Below are 19403 nucleotides of genomic sequence, written 5' to 3'. Positions count from 1 at the left end.
AACATGGAAAGATCGCGCCTAAATTCCGCGACACGTTCTCAACAACACGTTCGGGACCGTCTCTGGACGTAGGTCGGGCGGACACCTTGCGCCAGACGCGGTCATACTGGAGGTGGCCGCCCCATGGCACAGGCGCACGAATGAACAATTAGCTGTATTCTGTTCTCTCTAGCAGCCAGCTTGCGCCGAATCGCCCAGTCTTGCCCCGACATTTTGACCGCATTGAAAACTTGCAGGATTGTGAGTGCAGGTTCACGCTGTGCCGAATGCATCGGCTGAGGCACGACATGCCAATTGATTACAAGCTCTCCAAAGTTGTGATTAATGGCTTTCGAGGAATCGACAAATTCGAGCTTGAATTCCGCGATGGCTATCCATCGGTTTTGATTGGCTCGAATAACGCCGGTAAGTCTACGGTACTAAACGCAATTGCTCTTGCATTGAACGGTGGAGGTTCACATCAATGGACCTTCACTGACGCAGACTTCTTCTGCGATCAAAAAGGACAACGGTCAAATTCGTTCCTCGTTCAAGTCCACTTCCGATCCGACCATGAGGACGGCTACCCGGCTGTGAGGGGCATCGGAAAGCCCACTCTCATTCACGGTACTCAGGTCAAAGGTACACTTCGAAAAAACGGCAGTGTCGTAGTCAGTAGAACGCTTCTCGATGCTGACGGCAAATCAGTTACGATTGCCCCACGGACGCCGCTGTCAGAATCCGACAAGAAGAAATGGGCCGAGCACGACGTGGGATATCAGGTTGTCAACGCCCGGCTCGACGACATCTACGAGCACGTTCCTGAGGTAATGCTCTTCAAGCCGCAGAATATCGAAGCTTCTTTATACATTTGGAAAACTGGCCCCATAGCTAAGCTCTCCAAGTTGTTAGCGACGAAGTTTATTTCTGATGAATGGGTTATGCAACGAAGCGATGGCAGCACTAGTAAAATGCCTGCCACACTTCACAAAGGACACGACTTTTTCCGTCAGGCAGTAGAGGCTTTTCCATTCTGGAAAGACGATATGAAGCCGCGTCTACAGAAGATCTTTGGCCGCTACGTCGGTTCACATGCATTAATTGATCTCCGACCTGACACTCAAGCTCTTGAGGAATGGCTCGCTCAGCAACTGACTGTGTCCATGGCGACCGACCCAGAAAGTGTCCCTACGCCTTTGAAATGTATGGGGGATGGTTGGCAGAGCGTTGTCAGACTAGCCGCCCTCGAAGCACTTGCGGAATACCAAGAGCTGATCCGCGAGCGTGTGGTGCTCTTGCTTGAAGAACCAGAAACCCACCTTCATCCGCACTTGCGGCGGAAAATTCGCAAGGTGCTCGCTGAGCTCTCAGCAAAAGGATGGACAGTTGTCTACACAACGCACTCATCTGAGTTGGTGTCTTTCGACGCCAAGCAGGTGATCACGCGTATGATCAGGGATCACGGAGGCGTAGCCAGCAAGAAAGTGCATACCGATAAAATCGACCTCGATGCAAAACTGCAATCGAAACTTGATGAACGCGGTGCGCACGACTTTCTGTTTGGCAGATGTGCCATATTTTGTGAAGGAAAGGACGATAGCTTTGCCGTCAGTTATGGCTTTGAAAAAGCTAGCGTCGACTGTGACACTCGGGCGATTAGCGTAACTCAATGCGGAAGTGTCACAGCTATTCCGGCTTTTTCCCAGATCGCTTCATCGTTGGGAATCCGCTGGTGCGCTCTGACTGACCAAGACCTTCAATCTGATGGAACAATAAAGCCGAATACCGAGAAGGCGCGGAAGAACATCGATAAGTACCTTGGGAAGGGAGACCGACAGGTTCAGTGGCCGACCGATCTTGAGCACTGTTTTGACATCAAGGAGGGAAAGGCCACATCCGAGATCTTAATGCCCAAGCTGTCGGATCAAGAGTGGAAAAAGAAGTTTCCCAATTTCACCGCGGTGCTTGCCGACATAGCCTCCTGGATCGACCCCACATTGAAGCTTTGAACACGACGTGTTGCCTCCAATGGCTCGATAGGTCCCAACATGCCGCTCCCAAATATCGCTCGCGACTAAATCCGCGGCGGACTTTCCAGATCGGGATACACTGATGTCGGGCGACACGGCGGTCGCCGTCGACAAAATGCAAAGCGTGCAAAACCTGTGCAGTGACCTAGTGAAGCTATCTAAGTTATTGTAAACGCATAATAAAATCGCCTGAGCGACCACCTTGGTAAGGGGTAGGTCGTGAGTTCGATTCTCACCTCCGGCACCAGTTCACCTGAGCAAAATCAAAGTCTTAGCTGGTGCCAAACCAGAACCGTTTGCGAACGCGAACGGACGCACGTTCGGAGCCTTTGGCCGACTCGCTCGTGGGGCGTGGCTGATCGCACCGGCGTCCGGCACGCAGTCCGTGCGCTGAGCCCGCAGAGCGGCCTTATGGTGTCTGCCACATCGCACCGCGGCCGCCCGGAATGCGGCTTACCGCAAGATCAAAACACCCCGACTTTGCGGGCCGGGGTGTTTCCAACGCGTCTCGCTGAACTCGCGATCAGAAGAAACTGACGTAGAAGGCGATGACAATGGCCACAACGATCAGGCTGAGCACCACATCCATCGCGTTCCAGCTGGCACGCGTGGCGGCCTTCTCTTCGGCCGACGCGCCGTACCAGGAGTATTTCAGCTTGGCTGGATCGGGCGCCTTGGTGAGATAACTGATGACGACCATCAGAATTGCCGACGTAACTAGCAACGTTTGGCAAAAGAACAGCCAGTTGATGTTCCAGATCTCAAAGATCAGCCCGTACTGCGCCTTCAGCGGCGCCAGCGCGGCGTGATACTGGTCGGCAGTGATGGTGCCGTGGAAGAGCTGCTGCTTCAGCGCACCAACATCGGCCTTGTGTGACTTCATCACGATGTCCGCGGCCAAACGGGCAAACCCGCCGAGGATACCGACCAGGAACGACCAAAAGGCCGCCGGCGCCGTCGCCCGTTTCCAGAACACGCCGGCGATGAACAGCACCACGATGGCCGGCGACAGGTAGCTCTGCACGTTCTGGAGATATTCGTACAGGTTCGACGACAGCATCTTGATCACCAGCACCCAACAGATGCCGAGAACGACGATCACGCCGGTGGCGATGCGCCCGGTGACGACTTCCTCGCGGCCCGACGCGTTGGGCCGCCATTCGCGATAGAAGTCCATCGTAAACAGTGTCGCCGAAGCGTTGAACTTGGAAGCCAGCGACGCCATCAGCGCCACGATCATGCCGCAGGCGACGAAGCCGCGCGCGCCGTGCGGCAATATCTGGGCGACCAACGAGGTGTAGGCGGCGTCGCCGTTCGGGGTGTGGAAGCCAGATCCGGGCATCGACACCAGCGCGAACGCGATCATGCCGGGAACCAGGAAGATGAACACCGGCGTGAGCTTGAGAAAGCCGGCAAGGATAGTGCCGCGCCGCGCTTCCTGCTGGTTCTTGCCGGCAAGAACGCGCTGCACAATGTATTGGTCGGTACACCAATACCAAAATCCGATGATTGCCGCACCAGGAAGCACCGCCGCCCAAGACCACTCCGGATCATGGAAGGAACGGATGAGATGGATGTTCGCGCCCGCGGCGGTGACCATGGCATGCCAACCGGTGAAGACGTCGCCGTGGCCGAGCTCCTGCAAACCAATGAATAGAATGGCCACAGAACCAAAGATCAGCACCGGGGTTTGCAGCACGGCGGTGTACATGATGACGCGCAGGCCGCCGAGCACGGTGTAGAGGCCGGTGGTGAACGCGAGACCCAACGCGATCGCCCAGAACACGTCCATCTGGAACCCGAACACGTTGACGCTGTCGATACCGAGCAACGTGCGAACCACGACGTCACCGGCGTAGATGGTGGCGGCGATCTTGGTCAGCACCAGAGAGGCCATCGTCAGCAGGCTGAGCAGGTTGCGCGAGCCGCGGCTGAAGCGGAGTTCGAGGAACTCCGGCATCGTGAAGACCTTCATGCGATCGTACAGCGGCACGAACACCCAGCCAAGAACCAGGATGATCCAGCCCTGCATTTCCCAGTGCGCCATCGCCATGCCGGTGGCAAAGCCGGCGCCGGCCAGGCCAACGAGATGCTCGGAGCCGATGTTGGACGAAAAGATCGACGTGCCGATCTGCAGCCAGTTCGAGTCGCGGCCCGAGAGGAAATAGTCCTTGCCGGATTCGTTCTTCTTATGCATCGACAGGATGACGACGATCGTCATGGCCGCGACAAAAGCCAGAACGATCCACCAGTCCAAAGCGTTGAAGACGGAAATTTTGGCTACCGTGTTCATGGCAGCTTCCCCCCTTGGTTATTTTTGTCCGTAATAGGCCTTGGGCCCGTGCTTGCGCAGAAAGTGCTTGTCGAGCAGCACTGATTGCATCGTGCCGGTATCCGGATCGATGCGCAGCGTTTCACTCGCGAGCCTCGCCAGATATTCGAGTATCGCAGCATTATGCACGGCATCATGGGCATCCCTGCCCCACGCGAACGGGCCGTGACTGGCAACCAGCACTGCCGGCTTGTGCAACGGGTCGATCCCGGCGAACGTCTCGACAATGACGGTGCCGGTGTTGGCTTCGTATTCGCCGTTGATTTCTTCGCTGGTCATCAGCCGCGTGCAGGGCACCTCGCCGTGCCAGTAATCGGCATGCGTGGTACCCATCGCCGGGATGGCGCGCTTGGCCTGCGCCCAGGCCGTGGCATAAAGGCTGTGGGTGTGGACGATACCGCCGATATCCGCGAAGGCGCGATAAAGCACCAGATGCGTGGCCGTGTCCGACGACGGGCGCAGAGTGCTCTCCACCACCTTGCCGGACTCGATTTCCACCACGACCATGTGTTCCGGCTTCATGCCGTCATAGGGCACGCCCGACGGCTTGATGACCACGAGCCCGCAGCCCCGGTCGATACCGCTGACATTGCCGAAGGTCTGGATGACCAGACCTTCCTTCACCAGGTCCAGGTTGGCCTGGCAGACGTCTTTTTTCAGTGCTTCGAGCATCAGGCCATCGTCCGCTCGCGAAGGTCTATCAGACGTTTCATGATATCGGCGAGATTGCCCTGCCACGCCGTCGTTCCGAAAGCGTCATGCAGCGTGCGGTAGATCGCGTAAAGCTCGGCATACACCGCATGCGCGGCCGGATCGGGTTGATAGACCGTGTCCTTCAGACCCGTCATGGCGGCTTGAGCGGTGGCGAAATCCTTGTGTTCCCCAGCGACGACGGCAGCGGCAATCGCCGAGCCGAGAGCCGGAGTCTGGGCCGAACGCGATACTTTCATCGGCCGGCCGGTGACATCGGCATAAAGCTGCATGATGAAGGCGTTCTTCTCGGCGATGCCGCCGCAATTGATCACCTCGGCGATTTCGACGCCGTAGTCCTCGAAGCGATTGATGATCGTGAGCGCCCCGAACGCGGTCGCCTCCACCAACGCGCGGTAGATTTCCGCCGGCGCCGTATACAGCGTCTGGCCGATGAGCAATCCGGTGAGGCGCTGGTCCACCAGGACGGTGCGGTTGCCGTTATTCCAGTCGAGCGCGATGAGCCCGGATTGGCCGGGCTTCAGTTTGGCGGCCGCCTCGGTCAGTTCGACATGGCCAAGCCCGGCCGGCTTCACGTACTCGACGAACCAGTTGAAGATGTCACCGACGGCAGACTGGCCGGCTTCGAGACCGAAATAGCCGGGCAGCACGCTGCCATCGACGATGCCGCAAACGCCAGGAACGTCGGCGAGCATGTCGGTGTCGGACTTCACGGTAATATCGCAGGTCGACGTGCCGATGATCTTCACCAGCACGCCTGGCTTGACGCCGGCGCCGATCGCGCCGAGGTGACAATCGAATGCCCCCACCGCAATCGGAATGCCAACTGTCAGGCCGGTCTTTTCCGCCCATTCGCGCGACAGACCGCCGACCGCAGAACTCACGTCCTTGACGCGCGGCGTGAGATGGTCGCGCAACCCGGCCATCTTGGGATCAAGTTTGGCCAGGAATTCCTTATCCGGGTAACCGCCCCACGAGGCGTTATACATCGCCTTGTGGCCGGCGGCGCAGATGCCGGCCGTGAACTTGCTCGGCGCGAGCGTGCCGGAAAGCGCCGCAGGAACGAAGTCTTCCAGCTCGATCCACGAATAAGCGGCCGCAAACACCTCAGGCGCAACACGCAAGCAATGCAGAATTTTGGAGTAAAACCACTCGGACGAATAGGTACCGCCGATCTTGGCAAGGTATTGCGGGCGGATTTCCGCGGCCAGCTTGGTGATCTCAGCGGCTTCCGCCCAGCTGGTGTGGTCTTTCCACAGCCACGCCAGCGCGTTCGGGTTCTCGCTCCATTTGGGATCAAGCGCGAGCGGCATACCATCGGCATCGACCGGCATCGGTGTTGAGCCGGTGGTGTCGACACCAATACCGACGACCGCGGCCGCAGAGAAGCCCGGCACGGTCTTGACGGCGGTGGCGAGCGCTTCGACGATCGTGACCTCGGCACCCTTCAGATAATCAGCAGGATGCTGGCGGGCGAGATTTGGGTCCTTGCCCAACACGACGCCGACATGGCCGTGTGCATAGGTCCAGATCGCGGCAGCGACTTCGCGGCCGTCCACCACATCGACGACCAGCGCGCGCACGGAATTGGTCCCGTAATCGAGACCGATCGTATAACGACTACCCATAGTCCGTCCCTGAGCGTGTTATCATTGCGTTGTCAGACCGCCCAGCCCTGATTAAGGGCGTAATACACTTCGTTGGTTCTGAGCATCTGCTTGAAATCGCGAATTTTGGTGTCGGCGTCGATCACGAGGAATTCGATACCGGCAATGGTGGCGAAATCCTCGAGCATTTCCGTGGTGGCCGAGAGGCTGAACGCCGAATGGTGAGCGCCGCCCGCCAATATCCACGCCATCGCTGCGGTTTCGAAATCGGGCCGCGACTTCCACATTGCGCGCGCCACCGGCAGCTTGGGCATGTCGTGAGGCGCCTTGATCACATCCACTTCGTTGACGATAAGGCGGAAGCGGTTGCCGAGGTCGATCAACGACGCCGCCGTGGCGGGACCGGACGCCGATTCGAACACCAAGCGCGCCGGGTCTTCCTTGCCGCCGATGCCGAGCCGGTGCACTTCGAGCTTTGGCGTGCTGGCGGCGATCGACGGGCAAATCTCGAGCATGTGAGCCGCGAGATTGCACGGATTCGCGGGATCGAGATGGTAAGTGTAATCCTCCATGAACGAGGTGCCACCCTTGAGGCCGGTCGTCATGGTTTTCACGGCGCGCACCAGCGCCGCGGTCTTCCAGTCGCCTTCGGCGCCGAAGCCGTAGCCATCGGCCATCAGGCGCTGCGAGCCGATGCCCGGCAGCTGTGCCATGCCGTAAAGGTCTTCGAAGGTGTTGGTGTAGCCCTTGGCGCCGACCTCGTTGAGGAAGATGCGCAGGCCGGCTTCGATTTTCGCCGCATTGCGTACGGAGGTGTAATGGGCACCACCCTTCTTCACATCCGCGGTCGTGACATACGTATCGAGATAGTCACTCACCAAATCGTCGACTTGCTGCTCGGTGACCGCGTTGATCCGCTTCACCAGATCGCCGACGGCATAGTAGTTGACCGAAAAGCCGAATTTGAACTGCGCTGAAACCTTATCGCCGTCGGTAACGGCGACTTCGCGCATGTTGTCGCCGAAGCGGACGAACTTGGCGCCCTGCCAATCCGCCCACGCCAGCGCGGCCCGGGCGAAGGCGCCGATCTTTTCCTGCACCTTGGGGTCCTGCCAATAGCCAACAACGACCTTGCGGTCCTTCCTGAGGCGCGTCCAGATGAACCCGTGTTCGCGATCGCCGTGCGCGGCCTGATTCAGGTTCATGAAGTCCATGTCGATGGACGCCCAGGGAATGTCGCGGTTGTACTGGGTATGCAGATGCAAGGCCGGCTTTTGCAGGTGCTTGAGGCCATTGATCCACATTTTCGACGGCGAGAAGGTGTGGCACCACGTGATGAGGCCGATGCAATTGGGCGCAGTGTTTGCGGCCGCCATCAGTTCGCTCACCGAATCCGGCGAGACCAGGACCGGCTTGAATACGACCTTGACCGGAATCGCCAACGAAGCATCGAGTGCCTTGGCGATTTCTCTGGAATCGGCCGCGACCTGTTCGAGCGTCTCTGGCCCGTAAAGATGTTGGCTACCGGTAACGAACCAAAGCTCGAATTCCGCGATCTTGGGCATGGACCACTCTTCCGCTGAAGTGCCAATCAGCAATACCACAGGGCGCGGAAACTGGCACGGAAAAAATCAGACAATTGACCGCGCCCGACACCAGAGAATGGCATCCGTATCAGGCTCGCGCCCTTCGGTCCTTGGTCCGTCGTGGCACCGGCGTATCGCTGAGGGCGAGCTGGATCAGCCTGCTCATTTCGGTCTGGGCGCGAGCGAGATCGCGGTCGGCGATGGCCTCGAACACCCTCTGATGATCAGGAACCGGGTCGCGCGGCAGCGGCCGCAAGCGCTGCTTGAACATGGTCGTGGTGTCGACAGCCGCGTTCACACCGGTGGTAAGCGAAACGATATAGGGATTGCGGGTGGCGGCCAACATCGTGGCGTGAAAGTCCTGATCGGCCTTGCGACCCAAGGGTGTCGCCAGAGTGTAATGAGCCATCCGGGCAAGGGCATCACGCATGGCGTCAAGCTGCTCGGTCGTTCGGCGGGCTGCCGCGAGCGAGGCTGCTGCGGATTCGACGATGTTGCGCAACTCAAACAGGCTTTCCAAGAGGTCGAGATCGGGCTCACCTTCAAACGCCCAGGCCAGCACATCGGGATCAAGCAGATGCCAGCGGTCCCGCGGAGTGATCCTGGTGCCGACTTTTGGCTTGGATTCGACGAGGCCCTTGGCCGACAGTATGCGTATCGCTTCGCGATAAGCCGTACGCGACACGTCGAGATTCTCACTGGAGGCGATCTCGCCGACGAGCAAGTCCCCCGGCTGGTAATCACCGGCAGTGATAGCCACGCCAAGGTCACGCGCGATAGTGCCGTGCAGCCGCAGCGCTTTGCTGACTGGACAGGTGCGCCCTGACGGAACGCGCTTCTTCATGCCGATCCCTCAAAGGCCCACTATAGATCCGCCCCTGCCATTTCCAAGCCGCGGACCAGTGACGCCAGAAGCGGCACACCGCCGCTGCATGTGGGCGCAGCGGCGTACGAACGGGCGCGAGCGGGCACTATCCGCGGATTGTCATTTCGCCGTGCGAAATACCAGTACGGTTTCGGAATGGTAGGTTTGGCCCGGCTTCAGAACGGTCGAAGGAAAATTCGGCTTGTTCGGCGAATCCGGAAAGTGCTGCGTTTCCAGGCATAATCCGGTGCGATGATTGTATACGGTGCCCTCGCCCGCCGGCTTGCCATCCATGAAATTGCCCGAATAGAACTGGATGCCGGGCTCGGTGGTCTTCACTTCCATGACGCGGCCGCTCTGGGGATCTTCGAGAATTGCCGCCGTGGCCAGCTTGCCGTGCGAATTCAACACCCAATTGTGATCATAGCCGTGACCGAATTTGAGCTGGTCGTCGTTCGCTTCAATGCGCGCGCCGATCGCAGTCGCGGTGGTGAAGTCGAACGGCGTTCCCTTGACCGGGCGAAGTTCGCCGGTCGGGATCAGGGTGTTGTCGACGGGCGTGATCCGGTCGGCCTTCAATGTCAGCAAGTGCCCCAGGATGGTGTTCTTGGGATTGCCGGTGAGATTGAAATAGGTATGGTTGGTGAGATTCACGACGGTCGTCTTGGTCGTCGTCGCATCGTAGGAAATGGCGAGCACATTGCCCGGACGCAGCGTGTATGTGACATGCACCGTCAATTGGCCGGGATAGCCCTCTTCGCCGTCGGCACTGACATAGGTCAGCCTCAGCGCCTGGCCGAGCTTGGACTCGATCGGTTCGGCCGTCCACAGGCGCTTATCGAAGCCCCTGCCCCCATGCAGGCTGTTGGGTCCGTCATTGACGGTGAGCTGATAACTCTTGCCTTCGAGCGTGAATTTTCCGCGCGCGATGCGGTTGCCATACCGCCCGATCGTGGCGCCATAAAAGGGGACACCCTTGACGTACGGCTCGGCCGAACTGAATCCAAGCACGACATCGGCATACTTGCCGTTCCGGTCGGGTGCGGTCAGCGACACCAGCGTTGCTCCCAAGGTCGAGATCTTCGCTTCGAAGCCGTTCGCTCCCTTGAGCGCATAAAGTTCGACCGGCTTTCCATCCGCCGTTTTGCCGAAGGGTACCGCGGTGATCGCCGCATTGGCTCCCGCTGCCATCATCATAATTGCAACGCAAGCCCCCATGAGTTTCAACATCCGAGCATTCCCCTTGCCCCCTTGAGGGGCTGTTCCAATATTTGCCCTTTATAATGTCAGACAATTTGGTGTTCGTCTATCGAAACTCATACGTTCTGTCGCAATAGGCAGGGCACTCGGGTCTACACCCGTCCCTCTCCGAACACCCCATGTCGCTGAGTTCGGAACGGCAATCCGCACCGGGATAAACACGAATATCGCCCGGCGCGGCGGTTTCCTGATCGGCAGAGTATACCTCGGGCTAAAGGCAGACCCGCCAAAAAGCGCCCCGCGGCGGACACTCAACCCATCAGATCAGCCCGTAATGATAGAGCACGATGCTGATCGGCGCGACCGTTACGCTTTTGGTGCGCGCGTCAAAGCTTCCTTCGACGATCGTTACTTGGGGCGGCGTTCCGACCTGGTTAACCGCAGCCAGATTTGGCGCTTTGAGCATAAACGTACGACCCTTGGGCACCGTCACAAAACCAGCAAGACCGAGGTCGAGCTGATGGATGTCCTCCGTCGCGTTGACGACGGCGACCACCAGCGTCTTGCGGTCCATGGTCAGCGCAGCCGAAACATCGAGCGGCCAGGTCGGACTGCCGGTGTTGACCTTCGGCTGATCACCGCCCACGGGATATTTCGGCGGCGGCGTCGGCGAATTTCCGGTCACGGCGACCGGAATTTTTCCGAAGTGCCGATGATAAAGTTGGAACACCCGACCGGAGGCGCTGATCGTCGAGCGGCTGCGATCGTATGCAAGCCACGACATGCCCATCGTATACGCGGCCATGTCGATGAAATCGGTGTGGCGGAAAAACTCCTGCAGCGTGCGGGCGATCGCAAGGCAACCCTTGTAGTCCTGCTGAAAGTGATAAGCCCACTCGTCGAAAAAGACCTTGACCTTGCCCTCGTTCAAGTGCGGGAAGCGCTTCTTATACTCCTCCCAGCAGTCGGCCATCGTCGCGACCCGATTGGCAGGCGCCTGAGCCCATTCCACCAAGCTTTGCTTGACATCCTCGTTCTTGCCGGTGTCGAGATTGAAGTGCTTGTTTTCGGCCTGATAGGCATGGGTCGCCAGCGCGTCGAACTTTCCCCATGAACCCTTTAACATGCCGCCGGCCCAATCGCGCTCCGAGCCGTATTTCACCAGCCGGCTGCCGGAATCGACCATGATGCCCTGGCCCGTCGTCATCTCATCCACGAATCCGCCGGGCACGACGATGTACACGGAGGGATCGACCTTGCGGATCGCGTCGGCGAACAGGTTGTGCTTGGCCGTATATTGTTCGAGCGCCATATGGCCGAGCTGCCAGTGGCCGTACATCTCGTTACCGACGTTCCAATAGTGCACCTTGTAGGGCTTCGGATGGCCGTTGGCGGCGCGCTTGGCACCCCATTCGGTGGCTGCCGCGCCATTGACGTACTCGACCAGTTCGGCACCCGATCGCGGCTCGCCAAAGCCGGTGTTGATGCACCAATACGGCTCGACGCCCAGGATGTCTTGGCACATCTGGATCAATTCATCGACGCCGACATCGTTGGACTGCAACTGGTGCCAGTTGGGATCGATACGCGGAGGACGTTTGTCGGGGTCGCCGATCGTGTCCTTCCAGTCGTAGCCGGAGATGAAATTGCCGCCCGGCATGCGCAGGATCTTGCAGTCCATCTCCTTCATCAGGGCCATGGTATCGGCACGGAAACCTTTGATGTTGTCCGCCGGCATCAACGACACCGCGCCGATCCGGAACGTGCCGGAACCGTTGCCAATGATTTCAAGGCGTCCGGTCGTCGTATCGGCTTTGCTGGTGAAATTGAGCGGAAGCTTCGTCCAATCCTTGCCGGTGTCGAGCTTGACGATCTGCCGGTCGTGGGTGCCCTTACCCCAGATCAGCACGGCGAAAATCTCGGCGCCCGGATCGGCGGCGATCACAACGCGTCCGACATAGTCCTTCTTCGCCAACGCCAGACCCGACTGGGCGATCCCGCGCGCGCCGGCGTTGAGATGCACCACGGGGCTTTGCGTTCCGACAAATGGCGCAACGGTGTCCATCATCACGCCGGCATCGGGACCGACGGGAACCCATTTGTTGGGTGGCGGCATCATCCGGCGCGAAAAGCCCTCAGGCTGCGGCACCGGCTTGGAGTCGACCGGATGGAAGAACTTGCGGTCGTCCAGCACCTCGCTCCATAGGCTGTAGTTGATCAGGTTGCCGATGTGCTCGATGAACCCGCCGTAGATGTAATCCGCAATTGGATGGCCGGTCATGGTGGCATCGACAGTTGCCCCAATGACGGGGGCCGCAGCCGCGCGCGCTGGCAATGTCGCGGCCAAACCAAGCGCAAGCGAACCCTCCAACGCGTGGCGGCGCGAAATCAGCATTTTCTTGTTGTCGATCATTTTTCCTCCGGGACCGGTTCACAGCCGCGGCGACGAGAGGGACAGGTCGGCCTCGGCGCGGCTCAGTCATCTCGAATTCTCCGTCCTCGTTTGCCCGCCCGGTCACGGCTCGAGCGCCACGACCGTTACCGAGGCGGGCGCCAGAGTCAGCGACAGCTTGCCGTCTGCCAAGGCAGCCGATACCGGCCTGGGCGCCACCAGCTTTGGCGCATCGAAAGTGTTGGCACTGTCGAGCTTCGGCGCGCTCAGCGTCTCACCGACCGCCTTCGATGCCGCCGCACCTGCGACCGCGATTTCAAATTGGGCGACCTGATTGGGATCGATATTGGTGATCGCGAGCCAGATCCTGCCCGTCCTGTCGCGCGCCGCAATCGCATCGACCCGTGGCATCGAATACTTCTCGAACGCATAGCGGCCGCCATCAAAGGCAACCGGGATAAACGTGGCATCCTGGAACGGCACATACATCTTGAAAACGTGATAGGTCGGCGTCAGCAGCATCTTCTCCTTGTCGGTCAGGATCATCGCCTGAAGGACATTGATCATCTGCGCGATATTGGCCATCCGCACCCGATCGGCATGGCGCGCGAAAATATTGATGTTGAGGGCGGCAAGAACGGCATCGCGCTGCGTATTCTGCTGGATCAAGAATCCCGGATTGGTGCCTGGGGTCGGTGTGTACCACGCGCCCCATTCGTCAACGCTGAGCGAGACCTTCCTTTCCGGATCGTACTTGTCCATGACGGCGCCGTGCTTGTTGATCAGGTCGTCCATGCCCAGCGTCTCGCCGATCATCAGGGCATATTCGCGCTCACCAAAGCCAGTCGACTTCTGACTGAGGGGCCAGCCGCCGCCGGTGGTGTAGCTGTGCAGCGAGAGGCCCTCGATATTCCATGCCCAGCTGTGACTCTTGAAGGCTTTCATCACGGCTTCGGTATAAGCCGTGTCGCTCGTCCCGGGGCCAACCGCGATACGTTTCATTGGATGACCCGTCTCGGATTGGTCAGGGTGGTAGCTGCGGACGAAGCGGGCATAGCGCTTCATCTCGCTGACGTAATAATCCGGGCTCATGCCGCCGCCGCAATCCCAACTCTCGTTGCCGAGGCCCAAAAATTCGACCTTATACGGCGCGGTGTGGCCGTTCTTGGCCCGCTCGGCGCCGATCGCATCCGCCTTGTCGGCCGTCATGTATTCGAGCCATTCGGCAGCTTCACCGGGCGTTCCCGAACCGACATTCACCGAGACATAGGCCTCCGAGCCGATCTGACCAATGAAATCGAAAAATTCCTCGGTGCCGAAGGTATTTGGCTCAATGACGCCACCCCAATTCGCATTCATCATCGGCTGCCGTACCGGGCCGATGCCGCGCCGCCAATGATATTCATCGGCGAAGCAGCCGCCTGGCCAACGCACGTCGGGAACATGCAGCGCCCGCAGGGCGTTCACCACATCGCTTCGTATGCCGCGCGTGTTGGGAATAGCGGAATTTTTTCCGACCCAGATGCCCTCGTAGATGCCCTGCCCCAAATGTTCGGCAAACTGACCGAAGATGTGTCGGTCGATGACGGGGCCCGACTTGCCGACGTCCACCGTGAGCCGTATCGGCGCCGCGTCACTGGCCTGGGCCGATGAACCCAGCGCGGCGGCGGCGATCGACAGACAGGCTAGCAAAAAGCGGCGCATGGTTTCCTCGTGATGGCAGGAATGAATTTCGGATCGTCCAGCGGTTGCCGGAATCCCTCAGCTTCCGCTTTAGGGAGCTTCCTGGGCAAGGGATTTGGCGAAGAATGGCAACACATGGTTCTGCCAGCGATCGGCGACGGCACTGACATGATCGCCGCTGTAGAGTTCGAAGGTGTTGGCAATTCCATAGCTGTCCAGAATGCGATGCAGTTCGGCGGTATCGGTCCTGAGACCATCGAGATCGCCGCAATCGAGAGCGATGGCGGTGTATTGGCGCAAATTGGCAATGTATTGGTCGACCATTGCGAGCGGTGCATTGGCCGCCCACTTGGCGAGAATTGCCGGCTGCGGCACGCCGTCGACGGTGGGCAGGTCGATATACAGCGGCGGCGCCTTCGGATTCGGCGACCAGGCCGCGGCGCTCGCGAATGTGGCGCGGGTGAAGAAATCGAGATCGGCTGAACTTCCCGCTGCTTTCGCGGCTTCCATCTTCTTGGCCATTTCGGCGGGCGGCGCCCCCCGCGCCGACATACAGCACGGGCTCATCGCATAGAATGCCGAAAAGACATCAGGATGGCGCATGGCAATCCGCGTCGTGCCATAACCGCCCATCGAATGGCCGGCGATACCACGGCTGAGGCGGTTGGCAATGGTGCGGTAGTGGCTGTCGATATAGGCGACCAGATCATGGGCGATAAAGTCTTCCCAATTGCCCGTGACCGGAGAGTTCGAATACATCGAGCCATTGTGAAGCGTCTGGGCATTGGCCAGGACGACGATCATCTCGCGCGTGCCGGTGGCAAAGGCGCCCTCAATCGTCTGAGGTGTGTGGATTTCCGTCGTCCACGTTTCATTGCTGATCGAATAGCCATGAAGCGCATAGAGCACTGGGTAGCGACGTGTGGGGGTTTTGGCGTAACTCGGCGGCAGATAGACGATGACATCGCGATCCGGCGAGTCGCCTTCGAGATTGCCCTCCAGCGAGGCGCCGTGAACCTTTATTTTTTCGACAATGACGGGCGCGGCCCCCGGCACGCGGTCGGGAACGATCAAAGGTGGGCGCGCCGGCTTCGCTGCATCGCCCGGCTGAGCACCTCCTGGTGATGCCAATGCACCCAGGACGCCGGCCAGGATAGCAATCCACCAAATACGCATCGGCACCCTCCCTGAAGGCCAGTTCATCTGGCTCTGGGATACCATAGTACATATTGTCTGAGTTTATTGAAGGCCTGTTTCATCAAATTATTGTGCAATCGACGCAACGCGGACGGTACCGGCCTTTCAGCCGGATTTGGACCTGCCAGTGTCCAGATGCTAACCGTCGGATGTTGGCCATCGGCAACCGCTAATTCCATCACGAATCCATCACACTCGGACGACGTAGGCCGGCGAAAAGGGTCGTATCTTCGGATAGAAATAAGTGTGATGGCGCCCCTCTCACGCGCTGGAAAGGTAAGATCACCGGTAAGGCAAAGTGATCTTGAGGATGCAGCGAAAGCATTTGGAGCTGACGCTGGGCGCACTCGAACAGAGCTCCAAAACCATGATGGAAGCCTTCGTTTGCTCGTCAAGGATGAAGGGGGGCGTATTGGACGTATAATCTCGTAGCGCTTCCACTTGCCGCCCACCAACGCAACGACTGGCTGCGTTGCGGATTTCGTTAGGTGGAGATCCGCAGGAGTACCCATGGCGGACGACGAAATCATCGAACCGAGCTTCGGGGGGGCGGCGCATCTCGACAATCTGTCGGACAAACAGAAGCGTCAGGTTGAGACCCAAACCCGCCCCAATGCGGCCCTGATCCACGAGACGATCCGGGCCGAAGGCGTCAGCGAACTGGAGCGTACGGCATGGGCGCTGGCCGCGTCGGGTTTTGCGGCCGGGCTGTCATTGGGCTTTTCCTTCATTACCGAGGGGCTCCTCGAACACGCCCTGCCCCCCGGTCCGCTCCGGGCAGTGATCGCCCCGCTAGGCTACACCGTCGGCTTTCTCATTGTCGTGCTGGGCCGCCAGCAGTTGTTTACGGAAAACACGCTCACGCCCGTGCTGCCACTGCTGCACAACCGTGACGCCAAGACACTCGGAAAAGTACTGCGGCTCTGGGCGATCGTCCTGGCTGCCAATCTCGTCGGAGCCCTCATCATAGCGGCCATCCTCGCTTATATTCCGCTGTTCGAACCCGGCGTGCATGACAGCCTTGCCGATCTCGCTGAAAAGACGCTCGAAGACGGTTTCGGTGTAACCTTCGCCCGAGCTGTATTCGCGGGTTGGCTAATCGCACTGATGGTCTGGCTCTTGCCGGCCGCCGAGGGCGCCCGACCTACAATCATCGGCGTAATAACATATGTTGTCGCGCTGGCGCAGTTCTCCCATGTCATTGCCGGCTCGGTCGATTGCGCCTTCCTGGTGTTTGCCGGTACTGCCGGATGGGACGATTTCACGCTCCGCTTCTTTTTTCCCACCTTCCTCGGAAATGTCTGCGGCGGAGTGGCATTGGTCGCTGCCCTCAATTACGGCCAAGTCGCGCCGGAAGTGGAAAACAACGAGTAGCTACTTGCCGGCGGCGCCGATTTGCCCGGCCACCTAGTCCTCGTTGAAGCCGCACTTTGGGTGTCCCTAGCCCGAGGAACTTTTGCCGGTAAGTCCGATGTCGTAGAGAATCCCATCGTTGTGCTTTGGCGTCACGCCGCCCGGAACATGATCAAGCCCCAGGGGCAATGACGGCACCCCACATTGTTCGGCGCAGCGCTTGCCGAAAGCGTAGCAGGAATGACGCTTGCAAAAAACGGTCTTTATGCGGCGGTTGGGTTTATCACTCTCGCATCCAATGCCGCAGCAAGTCCCCTACGCCCGGCGTCTATCGCGGCCAATGCGGCGAGTACTGCGGGCTGCAACACGCGCACATGGCGTTCGTGGTGATCGCGCAAACGCCCAAAGATTTCCAGCAATCCCGGCGAAACCATATTGCCGATCATGGTTTCGATCGTGAACCAACCCACCCAATATTCCCGCGGCGCCCGCTCGGCGGCCCGAAACACGGCTTCGGCAATCGCTTCGGGCTGGTGCACCGTCCCCATCGGCCGCGGCTGCGTTCTGCTTTGGTGTGGTTCGCCTGGCCGACGGCGAGGCACCGGCGTTTTCGGCCGGGACGGATTCTGCATGGCTCATTTTGGCCTCCTGCTGCTGGAACCGCTGCGCGTGTGTGCAGGCCCAAACCCCGTAAGGTTGATCGCGGTGTTGATCAGCGCCAGATGCGTCAGTGCCTGCGGAACATTCCCCAGCATCGTTCCCGACGATACCTCGAACTCCTCCGCAAACAGGCCAAGATCGTTTCCCGCTCCGATGTATTTGTCGAACAGTGCCGCGGCTTCGTCGGCGCGGCCCTGCAACACCAGACAGTCGGCATACCAGAAGCAACAGGGCAGGAACGCCCCCTCCTCCTCGCGAATGCCGTCGTCTTCCTGCGCATTATCGTAGCGATAGACGAAGCCGTTCCGCATCAGATGGCGGCCGATGCCCCCTAACGTGCCGACGATGCGCGGATCATCGACAGGAAGAAATCCGGTGGTCGGAATGAGAAGCGTCGACGCATCGAATGTTTCTGAACCATACGATCGCGTAAAGGCGTTGAGACGCGTGCTGAAGCCCCTTTGGCACACCTCGTCGTGGATTTCGCGTCGCTGTGATCGCCAGATATCGTGCGGCCCTTCGAAGCCGAAATGCTGTGCCGACGTCAGCGCGCGGTCAAACGCCACCCAGGCCAGCACTCGCGACTGCGTGAAGTATTCCGGCCGGCTTCGCTGCTCCCAAAAGCCCGCATCGGGTTGGCGCCATAGCGTCTCGAGGCGGGCCAGCATCTGACGCTGCTTGGTCCAGGATGATTCGATCTCGCTGCCAACGAGGGAATGCCACTGGTGGATCGTGTCGATCACCTCGCCATAGATGTCGAGTTGAAACTGCCGGCAGGCGGCATTGCCGAAGCGTACCGGCCGCGCACCGCCGAATCCGGGAAGCCAGTCGGCCTCATATTCGGGAAGATCGGAATTGCCGAGAATGCCATAGACCGGCTGCGTCGCCGTTTTGTCGGGCGCGATGGCATCGAGCAGCCATTGCACCCAAGCGCGGGCTTCGTCGCGAAAGCCCGCATGCAGGAGCGCCAGAACCGTCATGGTGGAGTCCCTGAGCCAGCAGAAGCGGTAATCCCAATTGCGCGATCCGCCGGGCAGTTCGGGCAAGGATGTCGTCGGCGCCGCCACCATTCCGCCGGTCGGCTGATGGATGAGCGCCTTCAAGGTGATCAGGGAACGGACGACCGTATCGCGCCAAGGGCCCTGGTAGGTGCACTGCCCGGCCCATTGGCGCCAAGTGTCTTCGCATTGGCGAAGCATCTGATCGACTTGGGATGGGCCCATGGTGCGCTCACCGCCGAGCACAAAGGCGAGATGGTCCCCCGCCGCCAATTCAAGGCGCGCTACCGGTGCAAGGCTTTCTTCGCGCGCTCCCCACAGACGCAGCTCGTCGACGCCGGCCCGGGCAATGAGACGACCGTGTTCGCGCGACCATTGCGGAGCGATCCTTCCGTTTCCGAAAACCGGATGGAAACAATGCCGGATCGCGATGGAGCCGCTCTCGCAGGTCAGAATACGGACAATCATACCCTCTTCGACCCCAACAGGCATGAAATCCACCAACCGCGCTCGGCCGCGTTCCGTCACGAATTCCGTTTCCAGAACGAGCGTGTCGTGACGGTATTTCCGGGTACATTCGAATGGCTCGTCCGGGGTAAGCGTCCAATGGCCGTGTCGTTCATCGCCCAAGAGGGCGGCGCAACACGCATCGGAATCGAAGCGCGGCCAGCACAACCATTCGATCGCGCCATAACGATGCACAAGAGCCGCAGTTCGGCCGTTGCCGATCAGCCCGTAGTCCGCGATGTCCGCTTTTTGTCTCACCACGACTCGAACGCCTCAAACCGGCGATAAGTTCCGGGCAAGTGT

12 protein-coding genes and 1 pseudogene are annotated in these 19403 nt (G+C 59.6%); 3 read left to right on the top strand and 10 right to left on the bottom strand.

Annotated features, from left to right (window positions below; translation table 11 throughout):
* Positions 1–287 precede the first annotated feature (287 nt).
* Positions 288–1988 carry an ATP-dependent nuclease gene (locus tag AC1P6P_RS16865; RefSeq protein WP_481403608.1) on the top strand — a complete coding sequence of 567 codons (1701 nt, stop codon included), beginning with the start codon at positions 288–290 and terminating at the stop codon, positions 1986–1988.
* 544 nt (positions 1989–2532) lie between these two features.
* Here AC1P6P_RS16865 and AC1P6P_RS16860 read toward each other — a convergent pair.
* The 9 genes from AC1P6P_RS16860 to AC1P6P_RS16820 all read right to left on the bottom strand — a co-directional run bounded on the left by AC1P6P_RS16860 (position 2533) and on the right by AC1P6P_RS16820 (position 15561).
* Positions 2533–4302: a sodium:solute symporter gene (locus AC1P6P_RS16860; protein ID WP_481403607.1), complete on the bottom strand. Its 1770-nt coding sequence runs from the start codon at positions 4300–4302 to the stop codon at positions 2533–2535.
* Positions 4303–4320: 18 nt separating this feature from the next.
* The gene (locus AC1P6P_RS16855) at positions 4321–5013 is read right to left on the bottom strand and encodes an L-ribulose-5-phosphate 4-epimerase (RefSeq protein ID WP_481403606.1); all 693 of its coding nucleotides are present in this window, start codon (positions 5011–5013) and stop codon (positions 4321–4323) included.
* Positions 5013–6680, bottom strand: coding sequence for a ribulokinase (locus AC1P6P_RS16850; protein WP_481403605.1), 1668 nt, complete (start codon positions 6678–6680; stop codon positions 5013–5015). The genes AC1P6P_RS16855 and AC1P6P_RS16850 overlap by 1 nt, the downstream gene beginning before the upstream one ends.
* 32 nt (positions 6681–6712) lie before the next feature.
* A complete protein-coding gene (gene araA / locus AC1P6P_RS16845) occupies positions 6713–8224 on the bottom strand; it encodes an L-arabinose isomerase (protein WP_481403604.1) in 1512 nt (503 codons plus the stop codon).
* A gap of 109 nt (positions 8225–8333) precedes the next feature.
* A complete protein-coding gene (locus tag AC1P6P_RS16840) occupies positions 8334–9089 on the bottom strand; it encodes a FadR/GntR family transcriptional regulator (RefSeq protein ID WP_481403603.1) in 756 nt (251 codons plus the stop codon).
* 141 nt (positions 9090–9230) lie between these two features.
* Positions 9231–10307, bottom strand: coding sequence for an aldose epimerase family protein (locus AC1P6P_RS16835; RefSeq protein WP_481403602.1), 1077 nt, complete (start codon positions 10305–10307; stop codon positions 9231–9233).
* 322 nt (positions 10308–10629) lie between these two features.
* Positions 10630–12723 (bottom strand): alpha-L-arabinofuranosidase, encoded by a 2094-nt coding sequence (locus AC1P6P_RS16830; protein ID WP_481403601.1) that lies wholly within the window; start codon positions 12721–12723, stop codon positions 10630–10632.
* A 102-nt stretch (positions 12724–12825) separates the two neighbouring features.
* Positions 12826–14406: an alpha-N-arabinofuranosidase gene (locus AC1P6P_RS16825; protein ID WP_481403600.1), complete on the bottom strand. Its 1581-nt coding sequence runs from the start codon at positions 14404–14406 to the stop codon at positions 12826–12828.
* 69 nt (positions 14407–14475) lie between these two features.
* Positions 14476–15561 (bottom strand): alpha/beta hydrolase, encoded by a 1086-nt coding sequence (locus tag AC1P6P_RS16820; protein WP_481403599.1) that lies wholly within the window; start codon positions 15559–15561, stop codon positions 14476–14478.
* A gap of 531 nt (positions 15562–16092) precedes the next feature.
* Between AC1P6P_RS16820 and AC1P6P_RS16815 the strand changes: the two genes are divergently transcribed.
* Together AC1P6P_RS16815 and AC1P6P_RS16810 are read left to right on the top strand one after the other, a co-directional pair.
* Positions 16093–16956, top strand: a complete 864-nt coding sequence (locus AC1P6P_RS16815; protein ID WP_481403598.1) for a formate/nitrite transporter family protein — start codon at positions 16093–16095, stop codon at positions 16954–16956.
* Positions 16957–17255: 299 nt separating this feature from the next.
* Positions 17256–17348: pseudogene (locus AC1P6P_RS16810) on the top strand (cytochrome c oxidase subunit II); the annotation flags it as partial.
* A gap of 222 nt (positions 17349–17570) precedes the next feature.
* Here AC1P6P_RS16810 and AC1P6P_RS16805 read toward each other — a convergent pair.
* Entirely contained in the window at positions 17571–19361 is a 1791-nt protein-coding gene (locus tag AC1P6P_RS16805) for a glycoside hydrolase family 15 protein (RefSeq protein ID WP_481403597.1), read from the bottom strand.
* Between the last annotated feature and the right edge of the window lie 42 nt (positions 19362–19403).

This window comes from Rhizomicrobium sp. (assembly GCF_056722145.1).
Note: the sequence above shows the minus strand (reverse complement) of the source record. Positions and strands in the feature narration are given on the sequence as shown.

What these genes read in the sequence shown, in the direction of transcription:
- AC1P6P_RS16865 (WP_481403608.1), top strand. Translation starts at nt 288, where the DNA reads ATGCCAATTGATTACAAGCTCTCCAAAGTTGTGATTAATGGCTTTCGA.
- AC1P6P_RS16860 (WP_481403607.1), bottom strand. Translation starts at nt 4,302, where the DNA reads ATGAACACGGTAGCCAAAATTTCCGTCTTCAACGCTTTGGACTGGTGG.
- AC1P6P_RS16855 (WP_481403606.1), bottom strand. Translation starts at nt 5,013, where the DNA reads ATGCTCGAAGCACTGAAAAAAGACGTCTGCCAGGCCAACCTGGACCTG.
- AC1P6P_RS16850 (WP_481403605.1), bottom strand. Translation starts at nt 6,680, where the DNA reads ATGGGTAGTCGTTATACGATCGGTCTCGATTACGGGACCAATTCCGTG.
- araA (WP_481403604.1), bottom strand. Translation starts at nt 8,224, where the DNA reads ATGCCCAAGATCGCGGAATTCGAGCTTTGGTTCGTTACCGGTAGCCAA.
- AC1P6P_RS16840 (WP_481403603.1), bottom strand. Translation starts at nt 9,089, where the DNA reads ATGAAGAAGCGCGTTCCGTCAGGGCGCACCTGTCCAGTCAGCAAAGCG.
- AC1P6P_RS16835 (WP_481403602.1), bottom strand. Translation starts at nt 10,307, where the DNA reads ATGATGATGGCAGCGGGAGCCAATGCGGCGATCACCGCGGTACCCTTC.
- AC1P6P_RS16830 (WP_481403601.1), bottom strand. Translation starts at nt 12,723, where the DNA reads ATGATCGACAACAAGAAAATGCTGATTTCGCGCCGCCACGCGTTGGAG.
- AC1P6P_RS16825 (WP_481403600.1), bottom strand. Translation starts at nt 14,406, where the DNA reads ATGCGCCGCTTTTTGCTAGCCTGTCTGTCGATCGCCGCCGCCGCGCTG.
- AC1P6P_RS16820 (WP_481403599.1), bottom strand. Translation starts at nt 15,561, where the DNA reads ATGCGTATTTGGTGGATTGCTATCCTGGCCGGCGTCCTGGGTGCATTG.
- AC1P6P_RS16815 (WP_481403598.1), top strand. Translation starts at nt 16,093, where the DNA reads ATGGCGGACGACGAAATCATCGAACCGAGCTTCGGGGGGGCGGCGCAT.